At 64.6% G+C, this 24,354-nt stretch carries 22 protein-coding genes; 13 read left to right on the top strand and 9 right to left on the bottom strand.

What is annotated here, in order from left to right; translation table 11 throughout:
• Nucleotides 1–78: 78 nt before the first annotated feature.
• The 8 genes from E6C72_RS26560 (at nucleotide 79) to E6C72_RS26525 (ending at nucleotide 10,001) form a co-directional block, all read left to right on the top strand.
• Nucleotides 79–1,068, top strand: coding sequence for a DNA-binding protein (locus E6C72_RS26560; protein ID WP_136700855.1), 990 nt, complete (start codon nucleotides 79–81; stop codon nucleotides 1,066–1,068).
• Nucleotides 1,069–1,705: 637 nt separating this feature from the next.
• A complete protein-coding gene (locus E6C72_RS26555; protein ID WP_109444017.1) occupies nucleotides 1,706–1,903 on the top strand; it encodes a type II toxin-antitoxin system Phd/YefM family antitoxin in 198 nt (65 codons plus the stop codon).
• 130 nt (nucleotides 1,904–2,033) lie between these two features.
• Entirely contained in the window at nucleotides 2,034–5,069 is a 3,036-nt protein-coding gene (locus E6C72_RS26550; protein ID WP_109444016.1) for a type I restriction endonuclease subunit R, read from the top strand.
• On the top strand, nucleotides 5,066–6,325 hold the full coding sequence (locus E6C72_RS26545) for a restriction endonuclease subunit S (protein ID WP_109444015.1): 1,260 nt from the start codon (nucleotides 5,066–5,068) through the stop codon (nucleotides 6,323–6,325). Before E6C72_RS26550 ends, E6C72_RS26545 begins: the two co-directional genes overlap by 4 nt.
• Complete coding sequence (locus E6C72_RS26540) at nucleotides 6,322–7,401, top strand: AAA family ATPase (RefSeq protein ID WP_109444014.1); 1,080 nt, start codon at nucleotides 6,322–6,324, stop codon at nucleotides 7,399–7,401. The genes E6C72_RS26545 and E6C72_RS26540 overlap by 4 nt, the downstream gene beginning before the upstream one ends.
• Nucleotides 7,402–7,404: 3 nt before the next feature.
• Nucleotides 7,405–9,036, top strand: coding sequence for a type I restriction-modification system subunit M (locus tag E6C72_RS26535; RefSeq protein WP_109444013.1), 1,632 nt, complete (start codon nucleotides 7,405–7,407; stop codon nucleotides 9,034–9,036).
• A 241-nt stretch (nucleotides 9,037–9,277) separates the two neighbouring features.
• Nucleotides 9,278–9,826: a hypothetical protein gene (locus tag E6C72_RS26530; protein WP_109444012.1), complete on the top strand. Its 549-nt coding sequence runs from the start codon at nucleotides 9,278–9,280 to the stop codon at nucleotides 9,824–9,826.
• Nucleotides 9,813–10,001: a hypothetical protein gene (locus E6C72_RS26525; RefSeq protein WP_136700854.1), complete on the top strand. Its 189-nt coding sequence runs from the start codon at nucleotides 9,813–9,815 to the stop codon at nucleotides 9,999–10,001. Before E6C72_RS26530 ends, E6C72_RS26525 begins: the two co-directional genes overlap by 14 nt.
• A 294-nt stretch (nucleotides 10,002–10,295) precedes the next feature.
• Here the strand turns inward: E6C72_RS26525 and E6C72_RS26520 are convergent, their stop codons facing one another.
• The 3 genes from E6C72_RS26520 to E6C72_RS26510 form a co-directional block, all read right to left on the bottom strand.
• Nucleotides 10,296–11,066, bottom strand: coding sequence for a DUF3750 domain-containing protein (locus E6C72_RS26520; RefSeq protein WP_247882181.1), 771 nt, complete (start codon nucleotides 11,064–11,066; stop codon nucleotides 10,296–10,298).
• A gap of 104 nt (nucleotides 11,067–11,170) precedes the next feature.
• Nucleotides 11,171–12,007, bottom strand: a complete 837-nt coding sequence (cysE, locus tag E6C72_RS26515) for a serine O-acetyltransferase (protein ID WP_247876058.1) — start codon at nucleotides 12,005–12,007, stop codon at nucleotides 11,171–11,173.
• A 62-nt stretch (nucleotides 12,008–12,069) separates the two neighbouring features.
• Entirely contained in the window at nucleotides 12,070–13,065 is a 996-nt protein-coding gene (locus E6C72_RS26510) for a helix-turn-helix domain-containing protein (RefSeq protein WP_109444009.1), read from the bottom strand.
• A 159-nt stretch (nucleotides 13,066–13,224) separates the two neighbouring features.
• Between E6C72_RS26510 and pobA the strand changes: the two genes are divergently transcribed.
• Together pobA and E6C72_RS26500 are read left to right on the top strand one after the other, a co-directional pair.
• The gene (pobA, locus tag E6C72_RS26505) at nucleotides 13,225–14,439 is read left to right on the top strand and encodes a 4-hydroxybenzoate 3-monooxygenase (RefSeq protein WP_109444008.1); all 1,215 of its coding nucleotides are present in this window, start codon (nucleotides 13,225–13,227) and stop codon (nucleotides 14,437–14,439) included.
• A gap of 120 nt (nucleotides 14,440–14,559) precedes the next feature.
• Nucleotides 14,560–14,916 (top strand): Lin0512 family protein, encoded by a 357-nt coding sequence (locus E6C72_RS26500; RefSeq protein ID WP_109444007.1) that lies wholly within the window; start codon nucleotides 14,560–14,562, stop codon nucleotides 14,914–14,916.
• 11 nt (nucleotides 14,917–14,927) lie between these two features.
• On the opposite strand, the gene E6C72_RS26495 is transcribed toward E6C72_RS26500, so the two are convergent.
• The 3 genes from E6C72_RS26495 to E6C72_RS26485 all read right to left on the bottom strand — a co-directional run bounded on the left by E6C72_RS26495 (nucleotide 14,928) and on the right by E6C72_RS26485 (nucleotide 18,596).
• Complete coding sequence (locus tag E6C72_RS26495; RefSeq protein ID WP_136700853.1) at nucleotides 14,928–16,505, bottom strand: methyl-accepting chemotaxis protein; 1,578 nt, start codon at nucleotides 16,503–16,505, stop codon at nucleotides 14,928–14,930.
• Nucleotides 16,506–16,894: 389 nt separating this feature from the next.
• Nucleotides 16,895–17,890: an AraC family transcriptional regulator gene (locus tag E6C72_RS26490; RefSeq protein WP_109085141.1), complete on the bottom strand. Its 996-nt coding sequence runs from the start codon at nucleotides 17,888–17,890 to the stop codon at nucleotides 16,895–16,897.
• Nucleotides 17,891–18,092: 202 nt separating this feature from the next.
• A complete protein-coding gene (locus tag E6C72_RS26485) occupies nucleotides 18,093–18,596 on the bottom strand; it encodes a helix-turn-helix domain-containing protein (RefSeq protein WP_109085142.1) in 504 nt (167 codons plus the stop codon).
• A gap of 84 nt (nucleotides 18,597–18,680) precedes the next feature.
• Here E6C72_RS26485 and E6C72_RS26480 point away from each other — a divergent pair, with 84 nt between their 5' ends.
• Complete coding sequence (locus tag E6C72_RS26480; RefSeq protein WP_109085143.1) at nucleotides 18,681–19,334, top strand: glutathione S-transferase family protein; 654 nt, start codon at nucleotides 18,681–18,683, stop codon at nucleotides 19,332–19,334.
• A 27-nt stretch (nucleotides 19,335–19,361) separates the two neighbouring features.
• Here the strand turns inward: E6C72_RS26480 and E6C72_RS26475 are convergent, their stop codons facing one another.
• Both E6C72_RS26475 and E6C72_RS26470 read right to left on the bottom strand, forming a co-directional pair.
• The gene (locus tag E6C72_RS26475) at nucleotides 19,362–20,033 is read right to left on the bottom strand and encodes an outer membrane lipoprotein carrier protein LolA (protein ID WP_109085144.1); all 672 of its coding nucleotides are present in this window, start codon (nucleotides 20,031–20,033) and stop codon (nucleotides 19,362–19,364) included.
• Between the two features lie 122 nt (nucleotides 20,034–20,155).
• A complete protein-coding gene (locus E6C72_RS26470) occupies nucleotides 20,156–21,430 on the bottom strand; it encodes a UbiH/UbiF/VisC/COQ6 family ubiquinone biosynthesis hydroxylase (RefSeq protein WP_109085153.1) in 1,275 nt (424 codons plus the stop codon).
• A 394-nt stretch (nucleotides 21,431–21,824) separates the two neighbouring features.
• Here E6C72_RS26470 and glnK point away from each other — a divergent pair, with 394 nt between their 5' ends.
• Nucleotides 21,825–22,163 (top strand): P-II family nitrogen regulator, encoded by a 339-nt coding sequence (gene glnK, locus E6C72_RS26465; protein WP_012977707.1) that lies wholly within the window; start codon nucleotides 21,825–21,827, stop codon nucleotides 22,161–22,163.
• Nucleotides 22,164–22,242: 79 nt separating this feature from the next.
• On the opposite strand, the gene E6C72_RS26460 is transcribed toward glnK, so the two are convergent.
• Nucleotides 22,243–22,821: a DUF2239 family protein gene (locus E6C72_RS26460; RefSeq protein WP_109085145.1), complete on the bottom strand. Its 579-nt coding sequence runs from the start codon at nucleotides 22,819–22,821 to the stop codon at nucleotides 22,243–22,245.
• Between the two features lie 264 nt (nucleotides 22,822–23,085).
• Between E6C72_RS26460 and E6C72_RS26455 the strand changes: the two genes are divergently transcribed.
• Complete coding sequence (locus E6C72_RS26455) at nucleotides 23,086–24,342, top strand: aminotransferase class I/II-fold pyridoxal phosphate-dependent enzyme (RefSeq protein WP_109085146.1); 1,257 nt, start codon at nucleotides 23,086–23,088, stop codon at nucleotides 24,340–24,342.
• The last annotated feature ends 12 nt before the right edge of the window (nucleotides 24,343–24,354 follow it).

The following is a 24,354-nucleotide window of genomic DNA, read 5'->3' as shown; positions in this document are numbered from 1 at the left end:
GGGCAGCTTTGGGAATGTTGTGGACAGCCTCGGGAACGGCCCCAACTCCGATCCTGAACACAGACTGAGGAGGCGAGCGTGGCGAACAGGAAAGTGGTGACCCGGGAAGCGGTCGATGAGGCGATTCAAGCGCTCAAGGCGCAGGGGCGCAGCGTGTCCGCGACCGCCATCCAGGGGTTGATCGGCGGAACCCGGGCGACGATCAACGCCGTCCTGAGCGATATCAACGAGGAGAACCGCTGTCGCGCCGTGCCCCAACCCCAAGCGGGCGCGCCGGCCATCATCGACCCGTCGGACGAAAAGCCGGCCGAACTGCCGGCTGTGGTTCTGGCTCAGGCCGACGCCCTGATGGTGTCTCTGGCCGATACCCTGACCGCGACCATTCGCCAGGAGCGGGAGCGCGCCCGCCAGGAACGTGACGCCGAGCGGGAGGTCCATCGGGCCGCTCTGGACTCCGAGCGCTCCGCCGGGGAAGCCCGAGCCAAGGCTCTGCAGGGTGAGATCGATGCCCTTTTGGCGTTGCGCGCCGAGATGAGGGACCAGCTCGCGGAGGCCGGCGCCGAGCAGGAGGCCCTTCAGGAGGCCCTCGAGGCGAAGGACGCGGAACGCCGGGAGATGGAGGTCGCCCTCGATCGGGCCCACGCCCTGCGCGACGAACTGACCGCCTCGTTGGACGTCGAACGCAACCGGGTGAACGAGATGAAGATGGACCTGCTGCGCGCCCAGGCCGACGCCGCCGAACTGCGGGGTCGCTTCGAGCAGCGCGCGGCCGATCTGGAGCAAGTCACGGCCGAGGCCCGCGCCTGCCTGACCCGCGCCGTCCTGGCCGAGGCCAACGCCATCCGCCTCGCCGATGAGCTGAACGAGATGCGGGCCGCCGCCAAGGAGCGGCCCGCCCGCGACCCGGCTCCAAAGTCTAGGAAGGGCGGTGCCGGCAAGGTTCGGCCGCCCGCGCCGACCGCTGCCAAGGAGCGGGATGTCGATGCCGTCGACGCTGTCATGGCCGCGGAGGACAGCCACCCGCCGCTGCCGTTCGGCTCCGCCGGTGGTCCGGTCGGGAGCGCGTGACGTCCGTGTGAAGGCGGCCGGCCCGGACCATGCGTCGGGAAGGCCGCGGTCAGGGGTATACTCCTCCCGCCCCGGACGTCGCGTTCCGCCGCGATTCGACTGGCGGTGACCTTCAACTTATCCCCCAAAGTCGGCGTCGTCGCGGACGGAGTTCCCCGTCCGAACCCGTTGGGGCGGCGCTGGCGGAGCCGACTGCCACCACCGGGCATAGCTCGAGGACGACCCGCCGGCGTGTCCGCGGCCCTCTGGCGCGGGTGAACGCTTGCTCGGCCTCGATGCTCAGCGCCGCGTTCAATGGCTGCGGGAACTGCGGCCATTCGCGTGACGGATACTCCTTCCACATCTCCTCGAGCGCGCCTTCCTGGTGCTATCGTTTGGCAGGTCTCGCGTAACGGCATGCGCTGCATCGGTGTTGGCTACGGGATGCCGCCAGTTCGACCCCAACCGCCGCCGGAGCTCAATACTTGAGAGATGAAGTTCGCAGCTTCTTCCGGGTGATCTGCATGTACTGGCGGGCGAGTCGCGGCGCACCGCCGGTGGGCCGGCGTTCGTCTGTGAGAGTCCGCTGGAATCCAAAATCCATTGCGCTTTGGGCCAAATTGGCCCAAACTTGGATAAATTGCAGGCAGGGAGTCGCATGCTGACCCTGAGCGCGAAAGACGCGAAATATGGTTTCGGACGGTTGATCGACTTGGCCCGCGCGGAACCAGTGATGGTCGCAAAACATGGGCGGCCGGTTGTGGTGGTGATGGCGGTGGAGGAGTACGAACGGCTGAAGGGTTTTGAGATAGACCGCGTCGATAGCGACCCAAGCACGACTACGAAGGCAAAATAATGGCTCAAGCCGCTCCCAGGAAGTTCGCCTCCTGCATTCGCGCCATGGAGCGCAACTTTTTCTTGTGTTCGCAATTGACACCGGGCTGCAGGACCCAATCAGCAGATCCAAAAGGGAGTGAGCCCCCGCGATGGCGATGATCAAACCCGAACGCGATCTTGAAGAGGCTCTTGTCACGAAGCTACGGGACCTCAAGTACGAGTATCGCTCCGACATCCGTGATCGAGCCACGCTTGAAGCAAACTTCAGGGAGAAGTTTGAAGCCCTGAATCGTGTCAAACTTACGGACGGCGAGTTCCAGCGACTCCTCGACGAGATCACCACACCGGATGTATACGAGGCCGCCCGGTCTCTCCGGAACCGGGAAGCGTTCGTCCGCGACGATGGCACACCGCTCAACTACACTCTCGTCAACATCAAGGACTGGTGCAAAAACGCCTTCGAAGTCGTCAATCAGCTCCGCATCAATACGGACAACAGCCACCACCGCTACGACGTCATGCTCCTGATCAACGGCGTCCCCGTCGTTCAGATCGAGCTAAAGACTCTTGGAATCAGCCCGCGGCGGGCGATGGAGCAAATCGTCGACTACAAGAACGACCCAGGTAACGGATACACCAAGACGCTACTCTGCTTCGTCCAGCTCTTCATCGTCAGCAACCGCGCGGAAACCTGGTACTTCGCCAACAACAACGCGCGGCATTTCGCCTTCGACGCGGACGAGCGGTTCCTTCCGGTCTACCAGTTCGCAGCGGAGGACAACACCAAGATCACGCACCTCGACGACTTCGCCGATCGGTTCCTTGCCAAATGCACGCTCGGCCAGATGATCAGCAGGTACATGGTCCTCATCGCGGGTGAGCAGAAGCTCCTGATGATGCGCCCGTACCAGATCTACGCCGTCAAGGCCATCGTCGACTGCATCGAACAGAATTGCGGCAATGGTTATATCTGGCACACGACTGGCTCAGGCAAGACACTGACCTCCTTCAAGGCCTCGACGCTCCTCAAGACCAACGACAGCATCCACAAGTGCCTCTTCGTCGTCGACCGCAAGGACCTCGACCGCCAGACCCGCGAGGAGTTCAACCGGTTTCAGGAGAATTGCGTCGAGGAAAACACCAACACCGCGGCGCTCGTCCGCCGCCTCCTGTCCGACGACCACGCGGACAAGGTCATCGTTACCACCATCCAGAAACTGGGGCTCGCCCTCGACGAGGACAGCAAGCACAACAAGCAGAACCTCGCTCAAGGGCGCTCGACGTTCAAGCGGCGCCTTGAACCGCTCCGCGACAAGCGGATGGTCTTCATCTTCGACGAGTGCCACCGCTCGCAGTTCGGCGCAAATCATACGGCTATCAAGGAGTTCTTCCCGAACTCCCAGCTCTTCGGCTTCACCGGCACCCCGATCTTCGAGGACAATGCGACCGTCAAGCAGATCGAGGGAGATGTTGCTACGCTGCGAACGACCAAAGACCTTTTCCAGAAGGAACTTCACGCCTACACCATCACACACGCGATCGAGGATCGGAACGTCCTGCGCTTCCACGTCGATTACTACAAGCCCAAGGACGCCACCGCCCTCAAGCCGGGCCAATCGCTCACCAAGCAGGCAATTGCCCAGGCCATCCTCGACAAGCACGACGCCGCGACTGGTGGCCGGCGCTTCAACGCATTGTTCGCCACCGCCTCGATCAACGACGCCATCGAATATTATGAGATCTTCAAGACGCTCCAGGCCGAGCGCCAGGCCGCCGACCCCGAGTTCGTCCCCCTCAAGATCGCCACGGTCTTCTCGCCGCCTGCGGAGGGCAGCCCGGACATCCGGCAAATCCAGGAGGACCTCCCCCAGGAGAAGGAGGATAACAAGCAAGATCCCGAGGGCAAGAAGGCCGCGCTCAAGGCGGTCATCGCCGAATACAATCAAAGATATGGCGCGAACTACAACATCAACAACTTCGACCTCTACTATCAGGACGTCCAGCAGCGCATCAAGGATCAGCAGTTCCCCAACCGCGATATGCCGCGCAAGGGCCAGGAGAAGATCGACATCACCATCGTCGTTGACATGCTTCTCACCGGCTTCGACGCCAGATTCCTCAACACGCTCTATGTCGACAAGACGCTCAAGCACCACGGTCTGATCCAGGCTTTCTCCCGCACCAACCGCGTTCTCAATGCAACCAAGCCCCACGGCCACATCCTCGACTTCCGCAACCAGAAGGACAATGTCGACGCCGCCATCACTCTGTTCTCCGGCGTTCAGCTCGACCGCGCCCGCAAGATCTGGCTGGTTGACAAGGCTTCCGCCATCATCGACGACTTCAAGCGGGCCGTCGCCGACCTCGGCGCGTTCATGGCTTCGCAGGGCCTCGAGGCCAAACCCGACCAGGTGAGCAACCTGAGGGGCGACGACGCCCGTGCACAGTTCATCAAGCGGTTCAAGGAGGTTCAGCGCCTCCAGACGCAACTCGACCAGTACACCGACCTCACCGACGAGCAGCGGACGCAGATCGAGCAGGCCCTCCCCAAGAACGACCTCCGCGCCTTCCGCGGCGTCTATCTCGAAACTGCCCAGCGCCTGAAAGAGCAGCAGGGCAAGCCTGGGGAAAACGGCGAACCCGCCAATCCCGAGGTCGACCAACTCGACTTCGAATTCGTCCTCTTCGCCTCCGCCGTCATTGATTATGACTACATCATGACACTGATCACCAAATACTCGGGTCAAGACCCGGGAAAGCTGACGATCAGCCGCGAGCAGCTAATCGGTCTGATCCAATCCGACGCCAAGTTCCTCGACGAGCGGGAGGAGATAACCGAGTATGTCCGCTCGCTTAAGGAGGGTGAAGGCCTCGACGAAGCCGCGATCCGCGCTGGCTACGAGCGGTTCAAGGCCGAAAAGCAGGCCAGGGAGATCGAAGGCCTCGCTCGTGCTCACGGTCTGACGACCGAAGCCCTCGCGGCCTTCGTCGATGCCATCCTCCAGCGCATGATCTTCGACGGCGAGCGGCTCACCGACTTGATGGAACCGCTCGAGCTTGGCTGGCGTGAACGCCGCGAGCGGGAACTTGCCCTGATGACCGACCTCGTTCCGGTACTGAACAAGCGAGCCCACGGCCGGGACATCTCGGGTCTCAACGCCTACGAGCATGGGGGGGCGCGATGACTGCCGACACTCCATCGACGCTTGTGCCGAAGCTCCGCTTCCCTGAGTTCCAGGACGCGCCCGGCTGGCAGCGTCGCTTGATGAGCCGGTATCTGAGCGAAAGCCGGATCAAGGGAAGTGGCGGGCATGAAGCAAAGAAGCTAACCGTGAAGTTGTGGGGAAAAGGCGTCTTTGAAAAGAACGATACCGTGCAGGGTAGCGAGAACACCCAGTACTATCGACGACGCGCCGGGCAGTTCATCTATAGCAAGCTTGACTTTCTAAACCAAGCATTTGGCATAATACCGGAACATTTGGACGGTTTCGAGTCAACCGTTGATCTTCCGTGCTTTGACATCTCTTCTGAGATGAACGCAAAGTTCCTATTGGAGTACGTTCAGCGCGAGCAATTCTATAAGACCCGCGGCGAGATTGCAGACGGTGGCAGGAAGGCGAAGCGCATCCAGGTCGAGACGTTTCTAGAGTGCCCAATCTATGCTCCATCCGAGCGGGAGCAGCAGAAGGTCGCTGATTGTCTCGGCTCGTTGGACAACCTGATCGCGGCGGAGGGCCAAAAGCTCGAAGCCCTGCGGCAGCACAAACAAGGGTTGATGCAGCAGCTCTTTCCCCAAGAAGGTGAAACCGTGCCCAGGCTGCGCTTCCCGGAGTTCCACAACGAGGAAGGGTGGAAACCGCACAAGTTTGGTGACTTCGTTATTAAGTCTTTCTACGGAACGTCTGCATCGACTTCTGAGACAGGACGGTACCCGGTTCTGCGCATGGGCAACATGAGTGATGGCGGGTTGAACTTCTCCAACCTCGTTTATATCGACCTCGAACCCGAAGAATTCGAGTCTTTCCGTTTGCAGAAAGGCGACATCCTGCTGAACAGGACAAACAGTCGTGACTTAGTGGGAAAAATCTCCATCTTCGATCGTGACACGGAGTGCATCACGGCGTCGTACATCGTCTCGTTCCGTCTGGATGAGAAACGCATCGACCCGTGGTTCTGCAACCTGATGCTGAACACGCAGATGCTCCAGTCCCAAATCAAGCTGCTCGCGACGCCGAGCATTAGTCAGTCAAACATCAATCCGACCACATTCAGATCCGGCCTCGATATCGTCATCCCGAAACTCGCTGAGCAGCAACGAATCGCAGTGTGCCTGTCCTCGCTGGACAACGTGTTGGCCGCGCAGTTGCGGAATGTTGAAAGCTTGAAAGCGCATAAACAGGGGCTGTTGCAGCTACTATTTCCCACTTTGGAGGCAGAATGAGTACCATTGAAGATATTGCATGCGAACTACGCGACGACGGTGCCGACGTTCAATTGCTCTACGCCTTTAACTCGGTGGGGAAAACTCGGCTTTCAGTTGCATACAAGAATGCGACCAAAGACAAAGACGGAATACACGCGGGCATTTACTACAACGCTTACAGCGAGGACCTCTTTGTCTGGAATAACGACATCGAGAACCGCGAGGCCAACATCCGACTCTCTATCCTCCCGAGCAGCCTCAGCAGGCTGCACGCCGATCTAACCGAACTCAACATTCATGCGAAGCTAAAGCCGTACAGGCCGAGCTTCGATTTCCGCTTTGTCATGCACAAAGATGCTGAAAAGGGAATCGAGTCGATCTCGTTTTTCCCCACCGGTACGCAGCCCGGTGATGTTCCGCCAATGAAGCTCTCTCGCGGGGAAGAGCGCATCTTTGTCTGGTGCTTCTTTCTCGCAATGATGGAAGTCGAAGGATGGGCTGATAAGCAAACACGGCACATCTTCGTCGATGATCCAGTCTCGAGTCTTGATGACCATAACATCTTCGTGACAGCATCGACGTTGTACGATCTGATCGAGACTTATTTCGGTGAGCGGAAGATTATCATCGCCACTCATCATATCGGGATGTTCTCTATCCTGTACGATTGGTTGAAGAAGGGAGAGAAGAGCAGCAAGTATGCTAGGGGAACAAGAGTCCGTATCCTTAGCGGAAAACAAGGCGCCGTTTCGCTCGAGGCCGAAAAAAATGCTGTTTTTCTCTATCACCTCCGGATCCTTCAAGTTCTGGAGCAAGCACGAAGGGATAATGATGTCCGCGCGCACCACTTTGCTCTGCTCCGTCAGCTTCTGGAGAATGTTTCGTCGTTTCTCGGGGTCGGTCGCATCAGCTATGCACTCGAACGCATTGGGTTCGACGATGCTGAAGATGTAGCACGAATCGTGAACGCCCTCTCTCACAAGAATGTATACTACTTCGAGTCCGACCGTCTTGTGCCGGACAACTTGGAGTTGTTTGAATCGATTTATGAAAAACTGAATGCGCATTACGCTTTCGTCGCACATACGGGCTAATCAATGACAGACAACAACCAGAAGCAGCTCGGCAAGACGCTCTGGGCCATCGCCGACCAGCTCCGGGGGGCGATGAACGCGGATGACTTCCGCGACTACATGCTCGCGTTCCTGTTTCTCCGCTACCTTTCAGACAATTACGAACAGGCCGCGAAGAAGGAACTGGGGCGCGACTACCCTGACCCGAACGCCATCGGTAATGGCGGGCGGTCCTCGCTGTCCGTCTGGTACGAGCAGAACCCCGGGGATGTGCCGGCGTTCGAGAAGCAGATGCGGCTCAAGGCGCATTACGTCATCCGGCCCACGCACCTCTGGGCCGGCATCACCCACATGGCCCGCACCCAGAACGGCGAACTGCTCACCACGCTCCAGGCCGGTTTCAAGTATATCGAGACTGAATCGTTCCAAAGCGCATTCTCCGGCCTCTTCTCGGAAATCAATCTCGGCTCCGAAAAGCTCGGCAAGACCTACGCCGACCGGAACGCGAAGCTCTGCACGATCATCAAGAAGATCGCGGAGGGCCTCGCCGAGTTCTCGATCGATAGGGACGCGCTTGGCGACGCTTACGAGTACCTGATCGGCGAGTTCGCCGCCGGTTCGGGCAAGAAGGCGGGCGAGTTCTACACGCCGCAGCGGATCTCGGACATCCTCTCCGCGATCGTCACGCTCGACAGTCAGGAGCCGAAGACGGGCAAGCGTAAGCACCTCGCCAGCGTGATGGACTTTGCCTGCGGCTCGGGTTCGCTGCTGCTCAATGTGCGCAAGCGCATGGGGCCGCACGGCATCGGCAAGATCTACGGGCAGGAGAAGAACATCACCACATACAACCTCGCGCGAATGAACATGCTGCTGCACGGGGTGAAGGACACCGAATTCGAGATCTACCACGGAGACACGCTGACGAACGACTGGGACATGCTCCGCGAGACGAACCCGGCGAGGAAGCCGTACTTCGACGCCGTGGTCGCCAACCCGCCGTTCAGCTATCGCTGGGACCCGAACGACGCGTTGGGCGAGGACGTGCGCTTCAAGAATCACGGCCTAGCCCCGAAGTCGGCGGCAGACTTCGCGTTCCTGCTGCACGGGTTTCATTACCTCAAGGATGACGGTGTAATGGCGATCATCCTGCCGCACGGCGTGTTGTTTCGCGGCGGCTCGGAGGCGAAGATCCGCCGCAAGCTCCTTGACGACGGGCACATCGACACCGTCATCGGCCTGCCGGCGAACCTGTTCTACTCGACCGGTATCCCGGTCTGCATCCTCGTCCTGAAAAAGTGCAAGAAGCACGATGATGTCCTTTTCATCAACGCGTCCGAGCATTTCGAGAGAGGCAAGCGACAGAACTACCTGTCCGACGAACATATCGCGAAGATCGTCGACACCTATCAGCAGCGTCCGGAGAGGATCGAGCGGTACGCCAGACGCGTTGAGATGACGGAGATTGAGGCCAACGACTTCAACCTGAACATCTCGCGCTATGTCAGCACAGCCAAGCAGGAGGTCGCGATCGATCTTTCGGCCACGCATGACAAATTGGTCGAGATCGAGAAGCAGATTCGGGAGTCAACGGCGAAGCACAATGAGTTCCTGATCGAACTTGGACTGTCCCCATTGCCTGCCCCTCTGGGTCAATGACAGTGGGACGTCTCCCGCCTCGGCCGCCGCACCAGGATCGGCGGCAACCAGCGCAAATCGCTGTGGGCGCTGTTCGAGCGTGCCCAGGCCATCCTGAAGGGGCGCAATGTGGTCACCTGGGCCGAGGCCGTCCCCAGCGTCGCCGAACACCACTGTGGTTGCGAGAAGAAACCCTTCAGCGCCACCTGATCGACGAGGCGCAGGACACAGCATCCCGCAGCTGCGCTTCCTCACCACCCTGGTGCCGAATGGCCCCGACGCCCTGTTCTTTGCCGGCGACCTGGGCCAGCGCATCTTCCAGCAGCCCTGCTCCTGGCTGTCGAAGGGGGTGGACATTCGCGGGCGCTCTTCGGCTCTGAAGGTCAACTACCGCACCTCCCACCAGATCCGCCGGCGGGCCGACCTGCTGCAGCCGGCGCGGGTGCGCGACGTGGACAGCGTCGAGGACCAGCGTAAGGGCACGATCTCCGTCTTCGACGGACCGGAGCCGGACGTCGGCCTGCTCGACACGGCTGAGGACGAGGCCGCCTACGTCGCCGCCTGGATCGCCGGCATCGTCGCCGACGGCGTGGCCCCAGAAGAGGTCGGCATCTTCGTTCGCACGCCCGACGGGCTGGACCGCGCCAAGGCAGCCGCCAAGCAGTCGGGCCATCCCTGGGTCACGCTGCAGGACTGCGGCGACGCGGAGGGCGGTCGCATCGCGATCGGCACCATGCACCTCGTCAAGGGTGCTCGAGTTCAAGCCCATCGCCGTGATGGCCTGCGACGACGAGGTCATGCCGCTTCATGAGCACATCGAGTCGGCATCGGACGAGCCCGAGCAGGACGAGATCTTCGAAACCGAGCGCCACCTGCGCTACGTCGCCTGCACCCGTGTCCTCGACCGCGTCTGCATCACGGGCGTGGAGCCGGGCTCGGAGTTCCTCGCCGACCTGACCGATGTCAGCCATCGATCTCGATCATAGGACTATAACGATGGGAGCACTCCGCTGTTACCAGACTTCACTCTGGCAATTTCATTACGCGTCGAGGTGTGATAAGCGCCTCGTCGTTGTTAGACACTTTGATGGTTTGCCTTGGAATTGCGTGGGGAGTTAGACACTACAAAAGCGGATAAGTTATTGACATAATTACGATAATTGGGGCCTGAAAATCCCCGTGTCGGCGGTTCGACTCCGTCCCTGGGCACCATCCTCCCTTATAAACCAAAGGTGTGGATGGTGCGTGTTGGTCAAACCAACTGACCATTCTCTTCCAAATTATGTTCGAGTTCTTCCGCTGACCTTAAGCGGCTCGGACTCTGGCCACCCTACCCGCCCGATTCCCGGCAGTTTCACGGCAAGGTCCAGCGGGTCGATTCCCACCGTCAGTCCCAACAGATTCAGCTCCACCCCCTCCTCCAGCGCCAGCAGCAGACCGGCGACGCCGAACAGGCTGATCTGCCAGCCGGTGCCGCTCGGCGCCCGCGCGAACAGGCCGGAGCCCAGATAATCCTTGCCCAGCGCGGTCGAGGGCAGGTCGAGCCGCAACTCCGGCACGGCGCGGGCAATCCAGGCGGCGAAGGTGTTGCTGTTCGGGCCGGGCCAGACCCGGTACTCGCCGGCATAGGGATAGCGGGCGGCAGCCTCGGCGATCCTGGGGATGGCTGCCTCAGCAGGGGGGCCGCGCAACTCCTTCAGCAGGGTGGGTTGGGCGCCGAACCAGCGGCCATCGGGATCGCGCTGGCTGACGGCAACCACCGACAGGCCACGGTAGGCGCGCCAGCCGATCACCTCATAGACGGTATAGCTGCGGGCGCCGGCCGGCTTCACGGCGAACCAGGGATGCACGCCGAAGGCACCGCGCCAGGACAGCACGCGGGCGGCATAGACCTGGACAACCGCCTCCGGCGTCGTCGCCGCGTCGGGGGCGAGGCCAACCGGGCTGCGGTCGATGCGGCTCCAGTCGACCGCCGTCGGCACCGCCCCGGAGGCAAGCAGGAACACCGGCCCTGCCAGCAGCAGGACCAGCGTCAACAGAAATGCCAGCAACACCCTCACGGCCCCCGCGCCCTGACCTCGATCCATCTTCCATGTAGTCACTGTGAAGACGGATTTCCGGTGACAGCGAAGGGACAGAGCGCAGAGGAGGCCGCTCAGATGCTGTAATCGCCCTGTTGCAGGCTCTGGTCCATGGTCAGCGCCGGCGCCGGCTCGTCACGGCACCAGCCGACGACCTTGGCGGGCACGCCGGCCACGGTGGCGCAGCCGGGAACGTCCTTCAGAACGACGCTGCCGGCGCCGACCTTGGCGTGGGCGCCGATGGTGATGTTGCCCAGCACCTTGGCCCCGGCCGACAGCAGAACACCGTCGCGCACCTTGGGATGGCGGTCGCCATGCTCCTTGCCGGTGCCGCCCAGCGTGACGTTCTGCAGGATCGACACGTCGTTGCCGATCACCGCCGTCTCGCCGATCACCACGCCGGTGCCATGGTCGATGAACACGCCGCGCCCCACCGGCACCGCCGGGTGGATGTCGACGGCGAAGGCCTCCGACACCCGGCTTTGCAGGAAATGGGCAAGGTCGTGGCGGCCGCCCCGCCACAGCCAATGGGCGACGCGGTGCCATTGCAGGGCGTGGAAGCCCTTGAAATAGAGGAAGGGCGTCAGGCAACCGTCGGCGGCCGGGTCGCGGGCCAGGATGGCGGCGAGGTCGGCGGCGGCCGCATCGACGATGGCCGGGTCGGCCTCCATGGCGTCGCGCACCACGGCGGCCAGCCGGTCCTCCGGCATGGCGCGGTCGGCCAGCTTGCGCACCAGAAGGGCCGCCAGCGCCGGGCCGAAACCGTCACGCGCCAGCACCGCGTCATACAGGAAGGGAGAAAGGCCGCTCTCCTCCTCCGCCACCCGGACGGCATCGGCGCGCAGGCGGCGCCACAGCGACTGTTCGACCGTTTCGGCCGGCTCGCGCATCGTGACGTCCAGGCTGTCCATCGCAACCACCCCTTCCCGCACAGCAAACCGCTCCGCATTCCCAATTGCGGGGCGCATGGCTGTTACTGTGGTGAGCCTGCCCCGCTGCGGTCAAGACCGTTCCCGTCAAGGCTGCTTCCCGTTCCGCCACCACCCGCCGAACCCTCGGCATGCGCCCGGCGGAAGGCCTGCGGCGACCGCCCCTCGCGCTTGGTGAAGAAGCGGGAAAAATAGGCCGGATCCTCGAAGCCCAGGGCATAGCCGATCTCCGCCATGCCATGGCCGGTGTAGATCAGCGAGCGCCGCGCCTCCAGCATCAGCCGGGCATGCACCAGCTGCAAAGTCGACAGGCCGGTGACGCGGCGGCAGGCGGCGTTCAGGCGGTTGGAGGTGACGCCCAGCGCCGCGGCATAGCGCTCCACCGGCCAATGCTGGCTGAACCGCTCGTCGATCATCGGCCGCAACCGGGCGAGCAGCCGGACGTCCGGCGACACCCCCTGCCCGTCCCGCGCCGCGCCGTCGCGCCGCCGGGCGGCCGCCAGCCGCAGCACGGCGACCAGCAGCAACAGCACCTGGGCCGAGATCGCGCTGGCCCGGCCGACATGGTGGGCGCGGAACTCCCGCCTGATCTCGGCGAAACAGCGATTGAGCGCCGCCGCCTCGTCCGATCCCGGCTCCAGGCCCCAAGCCATCGGCAGGGCCGGGGCCTCGCGCAATTCCGCCTCCGGGGCGGCGGCCTGCACACCGGCCAGGAAACCCTCCGACATGGTCAGCACATGCCCGTCGGTGGCGGGTTCGAACTGGAAGCCGTGCACCACCTGCGCCGGCACCACGATCAGCGCTGGAGCGCGGAACATCACCTCCACCCCGTCGGCGGTCAGCCGCCCGCCGCCGTCCGTGACCAGCAGGGCATGGCTCAGCCCGTCGTGGCGGTGGGGACGGACCTCCCAATTGTACAAGCGCATCCGCTCCGGAATCGTCTCGATATGGACGAAGCGCAGCTCCGGCACCGCCGGCGGCTCGCCATACAGCCAATAGCGGGGAATGGGTTCGGTGCTGTGGGCGAGATGGGCGGACATCGCACGGACTCCGGTGGGCTGGCGTTGAAAAGTACAAGCCTTTTTCCGGTTCGTCTATGTCCGGCCCTCCGTTCAATGAATTAGCATGCTCAATAACATTTGGCGCACGAAGCAATCCGGCAGGAGCGGCGCCGCAGCTTTGCCGAAAGGGCGAGAGACATGCACCCCACCAAATCGACCCAGGCCAAATCGACCCGTACCCAGGTCGCCATCATCGGCGCCGGTCCGGCCGGACTGTTCCTGTCCCATCTGCTGCACCGGCAGGGCATCGACTCGATCATTCTCGAAAGCCGCAGCCGCGAGGAGATCGAGGGCACCATCCGCGCCGGCGTGCTGGAGCAGTGGGTGGTCGACCTGATGAACGGGATGGGCCTCGGCGACCGCATGATGCGCGAGGGGCATTTCCATTCCGGCATCACCCTGCGCTTCAACCGCCAGAGCCACCACATCGACATGGCGGAGCTGACCGGCGGCAAGCGCGTCACCGTCTATGCCCAGCACGAGGTGATCCGCGACCTCGTCTCCGCCCGTCTGGAGGATGGCGGCACCATCCTGTTCGGCGTGTCAGACGTGCGGTTCCACGACCTCAACGGCAAGACGCCGCGCGTGCAGTTCCGCCGCGGCCCGGACGGGCCGGTGGAGGAGCTGCGCTGCGACTTCGTCGCCGGCTGCGACGGTTTCCACGGGCCGAGCCGGCAGGCGATCCCCGCCGCCGCGCGGACCGAATACCAGATCGTCTATCCCTTCGGCTGGCTCGGCATCCTGACCGAGGCGCCGCCGTCGCACCCCGAACTGATCTACGCCAACCACGAGCGCGGCTTCGCCCTGCTCAGCACCCGCTCGCCGGAGGTGCAGCGCCTCTACATCCAGGTCGATCCCAAGGACGACATCGCCAACTGGTCCGACGACCGCATCTGGTCCGAACTGCACCGCCGGCTGGAGGACGAGAGCGGCTGGACCCTGAAGGAAGGGCCGATCTTCCAGAAGGGCATCATCGCGATGCGCAGCTTCGTCTGCGATCCGATGCAGCATGGCCGCCTGTTCATCGCCGGCGACGCCGCCCATATCGTGCCGCCGACCGGCGCCAAGGGGCTGAACCTCGCGGTCGCCGACGTGCTGGTGCTGTCGCGCGCCATGACCGCCTACTACAAGTCCGGCAGCACCGAGGGGCTGGACGCCTACAGCGCCACCTGCCTGCGCCGCATCTGGAAGGCGGAGCGCTTCTCCTGGTACATGACCACCATGCTGCACCGGAATGAGCATGAATCGCCCTTCGAGCAGCGGGTGCATCTGGCCGAGCTGGACTATCTGGTCCACTCCCGCGCCGCCATGACGGCGCTGGCGGAGAATTACGTCGGCTTGCCGATGGAGTGAGCGGGACGGGGGGCAACGGCAGCTTCCGCCCCCCGGAATTCCCAAACCGCCCCCTGGCCCTCTCCACCCCGCCGCGCCATCATCCCGTCGACCGACACCCAGGAGGGAAGGCCCGACGCGATGAAGCAGGTGATGTTCGTGGAACTCGGCATGGGGGTGGATCTGCACGGCCAGGACGTGACCAAGGCCGCCATCCGCGCCGTGCGCAACGCCATAGAGCGCAACTCCATGCCCGGGATGCGCGCCCTGGTGGACGGCGACACCAGCAGAATGCAGGTGCGCGTCCACCTCGCCGTGCCGGCCGATGCCGACCGGCTGGACCACGAGGCGGTGAAGGCCGTCTTCCCCTATGGCGCGGTCAGCATCCACGTCACCGGCGGCGGCATGCTGGCGCCGAGCGGCATCTTCCTGGCCGACAAGAACGACCGCAACGAGCAGATCTACGTCGTCAACGCGGCGGTCGAGGTCGGCATCTGACAGGACGAGGGTCAGCCGGCGCGGATGCCGCCGATGAAGCGGTCCATCTGACGGGTCAGCTCCTCCGACTGCATCAGCAGATCCGAGGCGGCCTCCTCCACCTGGCTGGCGCCGCTGCCGGTTTCCCCGGCCATCTTCTGCATGCCCTGGACCCGGCTGACCACCTCCTGGGCGCCGTTGGCCGCCTGCTGCACGTTGCGGGCGATCTCGCGGGTCGCCGCCCCCTGCTCCTCGACAGCCGAGGCGATGGTGGTGGCCGTCTCATTGATGCCGGTGATGATGCCGCTGATGTCGTCGATGGCGCCGACCACCGAGCGGGTGGCGGTCTGGATCGTGCCGATCTGGGCGCTGATCTCCTCGGTGGCCTTCGCCGTCTGGTTGGCAAGGCTCTTCACCTCGCCGGCGACGACGGCGAAGCCCTTGCCGGCCTCGCCGGCGCGCGCCGCCTCGATGGTGGCGTTCAGCGCCAGCAGGTTGGTCTGCGACGCGATGGCGTTGATCAGGTTGACCACGTCGCCGATCTTCCCGGCGGCGGCGGTCAGCCCGGCGACGATCCCGGCGGTGCGCTGGGTTTCGTCCACCGCCTTCTGGCTCATGTCGGCCGACCGGCTGACTTCGGCGCTGATCGCCTGGATCGACGAGGCCAGCTGCTCCGCCGCCGCGGCGACGATCTGCACGCCGCTGCCGGCGTCGGAGGCGGCACGCAGGGAATGCTCCGACTGATCGGATGCGTTGCGGGCGATGTCGGTCAACACGCCGGAGGTCGAACGCAGCTGCGACGCCTGCTGGGCCACGCTGTCGACGATCGTCTTGATCTGGGATTCGAAACCGTTCGCCAGATCCAGCATGCCCTTGCGCCGGTCGGCGACGGCCTGTTCCGCCGCCCTTTCATTGTCTCGGCGCAGGGCCTCCATGGCGATGCCGTTGTCCTTGAAGACCTGGACCGCCTGGGCCATGGCGCCGATCTCGTCGCGCCGCCCGGCGCCGGAGATGGTCACGCCATGGTCGCCATCGGCCAGCCGGCGCATGGCGGCCGACAGCGCGGCGATGGGTCCGGTGATCGCCTTGCCGAGATAGGTCGAGGCGATCAGCATCACCGCCATCACGCCGGCGACCACCGCCAGGGCGCGATAGAGCTTGTCGGCGAAGCTGTTGTCGATGTCATCGACATAGACGCCCGAGGCGATCACCCAGTTCCACGGCGTGAAGGGAGCGTCATAGGAGATCTTGGCGTAGACCTCGCTGCCGCCATTCGGCTTGGTGAAGCGGTAGGTGGTGAAGCCGCCGCCGGCCTGCGCATTGGCGATCTGATGACGCAGGAAGGGGAAGCCGTCGACGTCCTTCTCCTCCAGACGCATCTTGCCCTCAAGCTCCTTGCGGGTGCCGTGGACCTCGGTGACGCCGTTCATGTTGTAGACGAAGAAATAATCGCCTTTGCCGAAGCGCAGCGCACGGATCACGTTCCTGGCGCGCGTCTTCGCCTCCTCCACCGGAAGCGCGCCGCTCATCGCCTCGCGATTGTAATGGTCGGCGACGCTGACCGCGGCTTCCACAATGTTGCGGATCGCCTGCTTGCGATCCTCGATCATCGACTGCTTCAAATTTGTAAAGTTGTAAAAAACAATCGCGAACGAACCCAACAAAGCCAGCGCAACAAGCGCAAGAATCTTTTTGGTGATGCTGAGGTTATTCAACATGAAAGAAAGTCCTTCCCTTCATGGCGTTCGGAAAAACGCCACTCTCTGCTGTTTTCAAAATCGTCATCGTCCTTTTGGCATAGCTGAACGTTCGTTCAAGAAAAATTCCCATACGATATATCAATGGCAGATCCGCACATTTGCAGGGGAATAATCCGGCCGGAATTCGCCCGGCACGTTCGTAAGCGGCCGGCGCCCCGTCCGCCGCGGACGCGAAAATCCCTCCTCCGCCATCCCTGGCCGCCCCAGGCAACCATGCCGGAGCGAGAGGCGAAGCGGCCTCAGGCTCCCCGCATTTTCGCCGGCGACACGCCGAACCAGCGGCGGAAGGCGCGGCTGAAGGCGCTGACCTCCGAATAGCCCAGCAGGGCGCCGATGTCGGCGACGGGAACATGGCGCTGGCGGATATAGACTGCCGCCAGATCGCGCCGCACCCCCTCCACCAGATCGGAAAAGCTCAAGCCCTCGTCGGCCAGCCGGCGCTGCAAAGTCCAGCGGGCGATGCCAAGCCGGTCGGCGATGTCCTCGACATAGGGCGGGCCTTCCGGCAGGCGTGCCCGCACCTCCGCCTTCACGCGGTCAAGCAGCGGCGGCGTCCCGGTGCCACGGGCGATGTCGATCAGCGTACCGCACAACCCGGTCAGCCGCGCCATGTCGCCACCGGGCATGCGGCGGTCGAGCTGGCGGTCGCGCAGCAGGATGGCGTTGGTGCGCTGGCCGAAATGGGCGGGGGCGTCGAACAGCGCCTCGTGCAGGCGCCAGCCCTCCGGCTTCGGATGCTCGAAATGCACCTCCTCCGGCATCCAGTGCGCACCGAGGCAGGCACGCACCACATTGGCGAACATGCCCATGGTCAGCTCGGCATCCTGCCGCCGCTCGACAATGCAGCCGTCGAGGATGCGGTATTCCAGCCGCAGCAACTCGCCATCGCGGACGAAGCGGGTTTCGGTCGCCTGCTGATGGAAGGGGAACAGCCGGGCCAGATGGTCGAGGGCCGCTCCCAGCGTCGGTGCTGCCAGCGCGATGGAACCGATCAGCCCCAGCATCTCCGGCTGGAACTGGCGGCCGAACATCAGGCCGAAATTGTCGTTGCCGGTCTCCGCCGCCGCCACCTCCATCATCGCCACATAGGCGCGCAGGTCGAGCGCCACCGTCGGCTGGCCGAGTGCGCGCTCCTCCACACCGACGCGGTGGAACACCTGATCGGGGCAGCCGCCCTGCGCGGCGATGAAATCCGACACCCCACAGGCCGCGGCGGCCAGGATGTTGTGTTGCACAGATCCTGGGCGGCCCCCGCCAAGCTGGCCGGCAGTCTGCCCAAGAGTCGGTCGGTGCGGCGTCATGACACAGCCCCTCGCAGCCGTTTTGCCGCAACGCAGCAAACATCGTGCCGGACTTCAGGCTGACAGAAATGGTTCGTGCAGGAAATTATACGATTGGCTTACGATCCGGCGGGAGAGCGGCAAGCGGACAGGCCCGTCAGTCCGGCGTCCGCCGGATCGCTTCGTAGGCAGCGTTCAGGCGTTGCAAAACGGACTCCGGGGCCGACGGATCGCAGGGCTCGGCATTCAGATGACGCACACGCAGTTCGCCCATCAACTCTTCCCAGAGGAGAGGACCGCCCTCTTCAAGCAGTTGCGCGCGGATCGACAGCTCTCTGGACGCCGGCGCATGCCGCCGCCCCCAGGCGCCCATCTGGGCCAGCAACGGCACGAGTTGGATCGCCGGTTCGGTCAGGCTGTAGATCGTGCTTTGCCGGTGGCGCGGGTCGTCGGCCTTGGTCAGCAGGCCCGCCGCGAGCAGCCGCTTGAGCCGGTCCGCCAGAACATTGGATGCGATGCCCTCCTCCGAGCGGGTGAGGAGTTCGCGATAGCGGCGCCGGTCGCCGAAAATGATGTCGCGGATGACGATCAGGCTCCAGCGGTCGCCCAGGACTTCAAGCGTCAGGTTGATCGGACACCCCGATCGATGTGCATCCAGCAAGACCGGTCTCCTTCCGCTTGCAAAGTAGGATCAGTCGCGCTAGCGTTCAACTGCTTGCATTTTGCAAGCGGTTGGAGGTGCCCGATGTCGCTGACCCTCTATGCACACCCCTTCTCCTCCTATTCCCAAAAGGTGCTGATCGCGCTTTGGGAAAATGGCATTCCCTTCACCTACCGGAATTTGGAGGATGCCGGCGCGGCGGCCGAACGGGCGGCACTCTGGCCGCTCGGACGCTTTCCGGTGCTGGTGGACGATGGCCGCACGGTCGTGGAATCCAGCATCATCATCGAACATCTGGATCTCCATCACGCCGGGCCGATCCGCTGGCTGCCCGACGGCGGCGACGCCGCCCTGGAGGTCCGGCTGATGGACCGCTTCTTCGACAACTACATCATGACGCCGATGCAGGCGCCGGTGTTCGAATCGCTGCGACCGGACGCGGCGCGGCTGGACGAGGTGAAGGAGAAGACCCGCCGGGATCTCGATGCGGCCTATGCCTGGCTGGAGGAAAGGCTGTCGGGCAGACGCTGGGCAGCCGGAGAGAGCTTCACCATGGCCGACTGCGCCGCGGCCCCCTCGCTCTTCTATGCGGATTGGGTTCACCGGATCGGTCCCGCCTTTCCACGGCTGCGGGACTATCGTTCACGCCTGCTGGCGCGGCCGTCCATCGCGCGTGCGGTCGACGAAGGGCGCCCCTATCGGTCCTATTTCCCGCTCGGCGCGCCGGATCGCGACTGATCGCGGAGATGGAAGGACTCCCGCCGCTCAGTTGGCGCGGCCGAAATCCGATCCACGCGCCGGCTCCTTGAAATAGAACATCTCGCGGTCGAAGGTGACGTCGGTGCGCGGATTCAGCAGGGCCACCTCGGTGGTCAGGCCCTGGGCGTCCAGCACCCGCCACTTGCGCAGCTGGAAGGGACGGTCCTCGAAAACCAGGGTCAGGGTGCCCTTGCCGGGGTCCTTGGTTTCCAGCAGGCTGACCTCGATCACACCGGGGGCCTGGAAGACGTCGGTGACGGTGACGTCGCCCGACAGCCGGATGTTCTTGCGCAGGATGAAGTCGGCGAGCGTCGAGCCGATGGGCGCGCTCGACTGCTGGCGCATCTCGCCGTCCCAATAAAAGACGAAGCTGCCATCGGCGACGATGAAGTCCTTCAGCGGCCGGTCATATTCCAGCCGCATCCGGCCGGGCCGCCACAGATAGAAGATGCCGGTCGCCTGCCGTCCGTTGGGCGCCACCTGCAGGAACTTCGACTGCAAGGTGGTGATGCCGTTCAGATACTCCTCCACCTTGGCGACGACCGCCTGGTCCTGCGCCGACAGCGAGACGGGGGTGGCCGGCGCGGCGGCGGCGGACGTGGCGAAGGCCGCCGGCAGCGGAGCAAGAAGGCTGGCGAACAGCAGGGCGGCGGAAAGGCGGCGAAGCACGGTCTTCATCCTTGGTCGTTCGGAGCCCGACTCCTTAACCGGGCGGTATGGCGGACATAAGGCGTCCGCCCCCCGCTGCCAAGGATTACCGGTGCCGGGTCAAAATGGCTGCTGCTTAAAAATGGCCGGGCTTAAAGTGGCTGCCCCTTGATCATCCGCGGCAGGTCGCCGACCACACCCATCGCATGCTTCATGAAGAAGCGCTTGACCGGCGGCAGCCGGTTGATCACCGCCATGCCCAGGTCGCGCGCCAGCTTCACCGGCGGGATGTTGTTGGAGAACAGATGGACCAGCCCGTCGCACACCGCCGCCAGCAGCACGGTGTCGAAGCGGCGCCAACGCTGGAAGCGCGCCAGCACCTCCGGACCGCCGACATCCAGCCCCAGGCGGTAGGCATCGACCACCACCTCCGCCAGTGCGGCGACGTCGCGCATGCCAAGGTTCAGCCCCTGCCCGGCGATCGGGTGGATGGCGTGCGCCGCCTCGCCCACCAGGGCCAGCCGATCGGCGATGAAGCGGTCGGCCAGCAGGACCGACAGCGGCCAGGCCTCGCGCTTGGTCAGCAGCGTGATCTCGCCGAGATAGCCGCCGGACCGCCGTTGCAACTCGTCGATGAACTGGTCGTCGGGAAGCTTCAGATAGGTGTCGACCAGCGAGGTCTTCTCGCTCCACACGATGGAACAGCGGTTCTCCGTCATCGGCAGCACGGCGAAGGGACCGTTGGGCAGGAAATGCTCGACCGCGACGCCCTTGTTCGGTTCGGTGTGGCGGATGGTGCAGATGATGGCGCTCTGGTCGTAGGACCAGCGCCGCACCCTGATCCCGGCGCTCTCGCGCGCCATCGACCGCCGCCCGTCGGCGCCGACCAGCAGACGGCCGCGCACGGTGCGCCCGTCGGCCAGCCGCACCGAGACGCCGGACCGCTTGCGCTCCACCGTCACCGCCTTGGCCGGCGCCAGATGGACCAGCCCCGGCAGTTCGGCCGCGCGGGCGAACAGGGCGTGGCGGATGTCCTTGTTGTCCAGGATCCAGCCGAAGGGCTGATGCTTGCCCTCCATCGCCAGTTCGGTGTGGTCGTAATGGATGAACAGGGGCGAGAACTGGTCAGCGATGCGGATGTCCAGCATCGGGCCGGCCTTGTCGGCCATGTGGTGCCACACCCCCGCCGCCTCCAGCACCATCTTGGAGGCGTAGGAGATCGCGGTGGTGCGGATATCGAACTCCTGACCGCCCATGCGTTCGGGGCTGTCCTGGTCGATGCAGACCACCGGCACGCCGGCGCTGGCCAGCGCCGCCGCCATGGTCAGCCCGGCCAGACCGCCGCCCAGCACCACGACCTCCGTGGTGATGTCGCCGCCCAGCGGGGGGACGGTCGCGTTGCCCGATTCGGTGCCCGGTACGGCCATGATGCTCGCTGCCCTCTCGCTTTCGTCCATGCGCCACGCGGACCGGCCGGGCCTGACCCTTGCCGGCGCCACGGACGCGATCAGACAATTGTCGCACTGCGGCGTCCTGTCCAGTGTCCAGTCCCCGCCCGACGCGTGCAGACAGCCGGACAGATTGTCGCTGCATGATTTTAGGGCAAATGCCGCCCTTTTGGGCGCCCAATCAACAGGCATATTCCCATCGTTGCAGCGCATTTCAACCGGCACGATTCTTGTAATCGTTGATTTTTGCGGTCGACGCGAACAGGCTTGGGCCATCGGCGGGAGGACGGTACGGTGTCAGGCCGGACTGGTACCGCAACGGGGCGGCCAAAGCCTTACACGCGGCCGGAACAACGCTTTAAGGGGAAGCCACATGAAACTGGTTATGGCCATCATCAAGCCGTTCAAGCTCGACGAAGTGCGCGAGGCGCTGACGTCGCTCGGGATCCAGGGCCTGACCGTCAGCGAGGTCAAGGGCTTCGGCCGCCAGAAGGGCCAGACGGAAATCTACCGCGGCGCCGAGTATTCCGTGAGCTTCCTGCCCAAGGTGAAGGTCGAGGTCGCGGTGTCCGACGACCAGTACGAGCAGGTGGTGGAGGCGATCCAGAAGGCCGCCAACACCGGGCGCATCGGCGACGGCAAGATCTTCGTGCTGGAGATCGCCCAGGCCGTGCGCATCCGCACCGGCGAGACCAACGCCGAGGCGCTGTAAGGCTGCCGGCCAAACGGGGTCCGCTCCTTCCGGCGGGAACGGACCCGGCGGGCGCGCGTCCGCGCGCCTGCCCGCCTGTTCAGCCGCCCTCGCCCGGGCTGACGAAGGCATCCGCCGCCAGCGCTCCGGCATAATCGCGCAGGTCGGCCGGCCAGTCGGCCGTCAGCGCATCGAACCGCGACCGGTCCGCCGCATAAAGCGCCCGAACCGCCTCCTCATAGCCCGGACGGTCACCGGCCAATTCCAGCATGACGCGATAGGCGGCCTCCTGCGCCCGGCGCACGCGGTCCTTCGCCTCGCTCCCCTTGCGCGCCTCGTCCACCAGCTTGCGCAGAGCCACCGACGCCCCGCCCGGCTGGGCGTTCAACCACTCCCAATGACGCGGCAGCAGCGTCACCTCGCGCGCCACCACACCTAGCTTCGGCCGCCCCGGCCCGCGCGGCGGCGGCGATAGACGCCACGCAAGCTCCGCATCGCTTCCCCGCAGATCGAGGTCGATCACCTTTCCCGTGGCATCGTCGAAGACCAGCACGGGCGGCCCGTCCGGTTCCGCGTCGAGCGCTGCACGCACTGCCCGCGCAACGCTCAGCGCATCCCCGGCGGCAAGGCGGCGCTCGCCCCGAAACGCGGTGCAGAGGGTTTCGGCGGTGACGGTCATGGTCGGAGCTCCGGTTGTGATGCGCCTATTTTACCCGGATGAAAATTGGTCGTCAATATTGTCCGGATGAAATGGGGAACCCGCTCTCCCGCCCCGGGAGAGGGACAGCTTCCCTTGCTGTGACCGTTCGGCCACCCGCCACGCCCAAAGGTTCTGGGCGCTTGTGCCCCCGGTGCCCCGCCGATAGGATCGCCCTTCACGAGACGTGGCCGCTTCCCCAGGCCGGGGTGCGGCATCCGGGGTGCGAAGAGGGTTGCGGTCGCCATGGTTCTCACCGATTTCAGCGTCAACAGCGGTGCCGTCTTCAGCGAGGCGATCGGCAACGACCGGCTCGACCTGCTGACCGACTATCCCTTCACCCGGCTGGCCAACCTGCTGGCGCCGATCACCCCGCGCGCCAATGTCGCTCCCATCCTGCTGACGGTCGGCGAACCGCAGCATACCCCGCCCGCAATCATCGAGGAGACGCTGCGCGCCAGCGCCGCAGGCTGGAACAAGTACCCGCCGGTCGGTGGCACGCCGGAGTTCCGCGCCGCGGTCGGCGATTGGCTGACCCGCCGCTACGACCTGCCGGCCGGGCTGCTGCACGCCGACAGCTCGGTCCTGCCGCTGTCCGGCACGCGCGAGGCGCTGTTCATGCTGGCCCTGCTGGCAGTGCCGACGCAGAAGGCCGGACGCCAGCCGGCGGTGCTGATGCCCAATCCCTTCTACGCGCCCTATGAAGGGGCCGCGGTGATGGCGGGGGCGGAGCCGGTGTTCCTGTCGGCGACGCGCGAGACCGGCTTCCTGCCCGACCTCGACGCCCTGACGCCGGAGCTGCTGGAGCGCACGGCGCTGTTCTATCTCTGCACCCCCGCCAACCCGCAGGGGGCCGCGGCGACGCCGGCCTATCTCGCCAAGGCCATCGGGTTGGCCCGGCAGTACGGCTTCGTGCTGGCGGTCGACGAATGCTATGCCGAGATCTGGCTGGACGCCCAGCCGGTCGGCGCGCTCCAGGTCGCGGCCAGCCTGCCGTACGCGGACGGCAAGCCCTGGGCCAATCTGCTGGTCTTCCATTCCCTGTCCAAGCGGTCGAGCGCCGCCGGCATGCGCTCCGGCTTCGTCGCCGGCGACCCGGCGCTGATCGGCCGCTTCTCCCGCCTGCGCAGCTACGGCTGCGCAGGCATGCCGCTGCCGATCCTGGCCGCCAGCACCGCGCTGTGGCGCGACGAGGCGCATGTCGAGGAGAACCGCGCCGCCTACCGCGCCAAGTTCGCCGCGGCGGAGGCGGAGCTGGGCGGCCGCTATGGCTATTACCGCCCGGCCGGCGGCTTCTTCCTGTGGCTGGAGGTCGGCAACGGCGAGGAGGCGGCGAAACGGCTGTGGGCGGAGGGAGCGGTCCGCGTCCTGCCCGGCGCCTATCTGTCGCGCAGCAACCCCGGCGAGCCGAACCCCGGCGACGCCTTCATCCGCGTCGCCCTGGTGCAGGACACCGACACCGTCGCCCAGGCCTGCGCGGCCATCGTCCGCATTCTCGGCTGACCGGCTCCGGCT

The sequence above is a fragment of the Azospirillum sp. TSH100 genome (assembly GCF_004923295.1).
In the GTDB taxonomy this organism is placed as follows: domain Bacteria; phylum Pseudomonadota; class Alphaproteobacteria; order Azospirillales; family Azospirillaceae; genus Azospirillum.
Note: the sequence above shows the minus strand (reverse complement) of the source record. Positions and strands in the feature narration are given on the sequence as shown.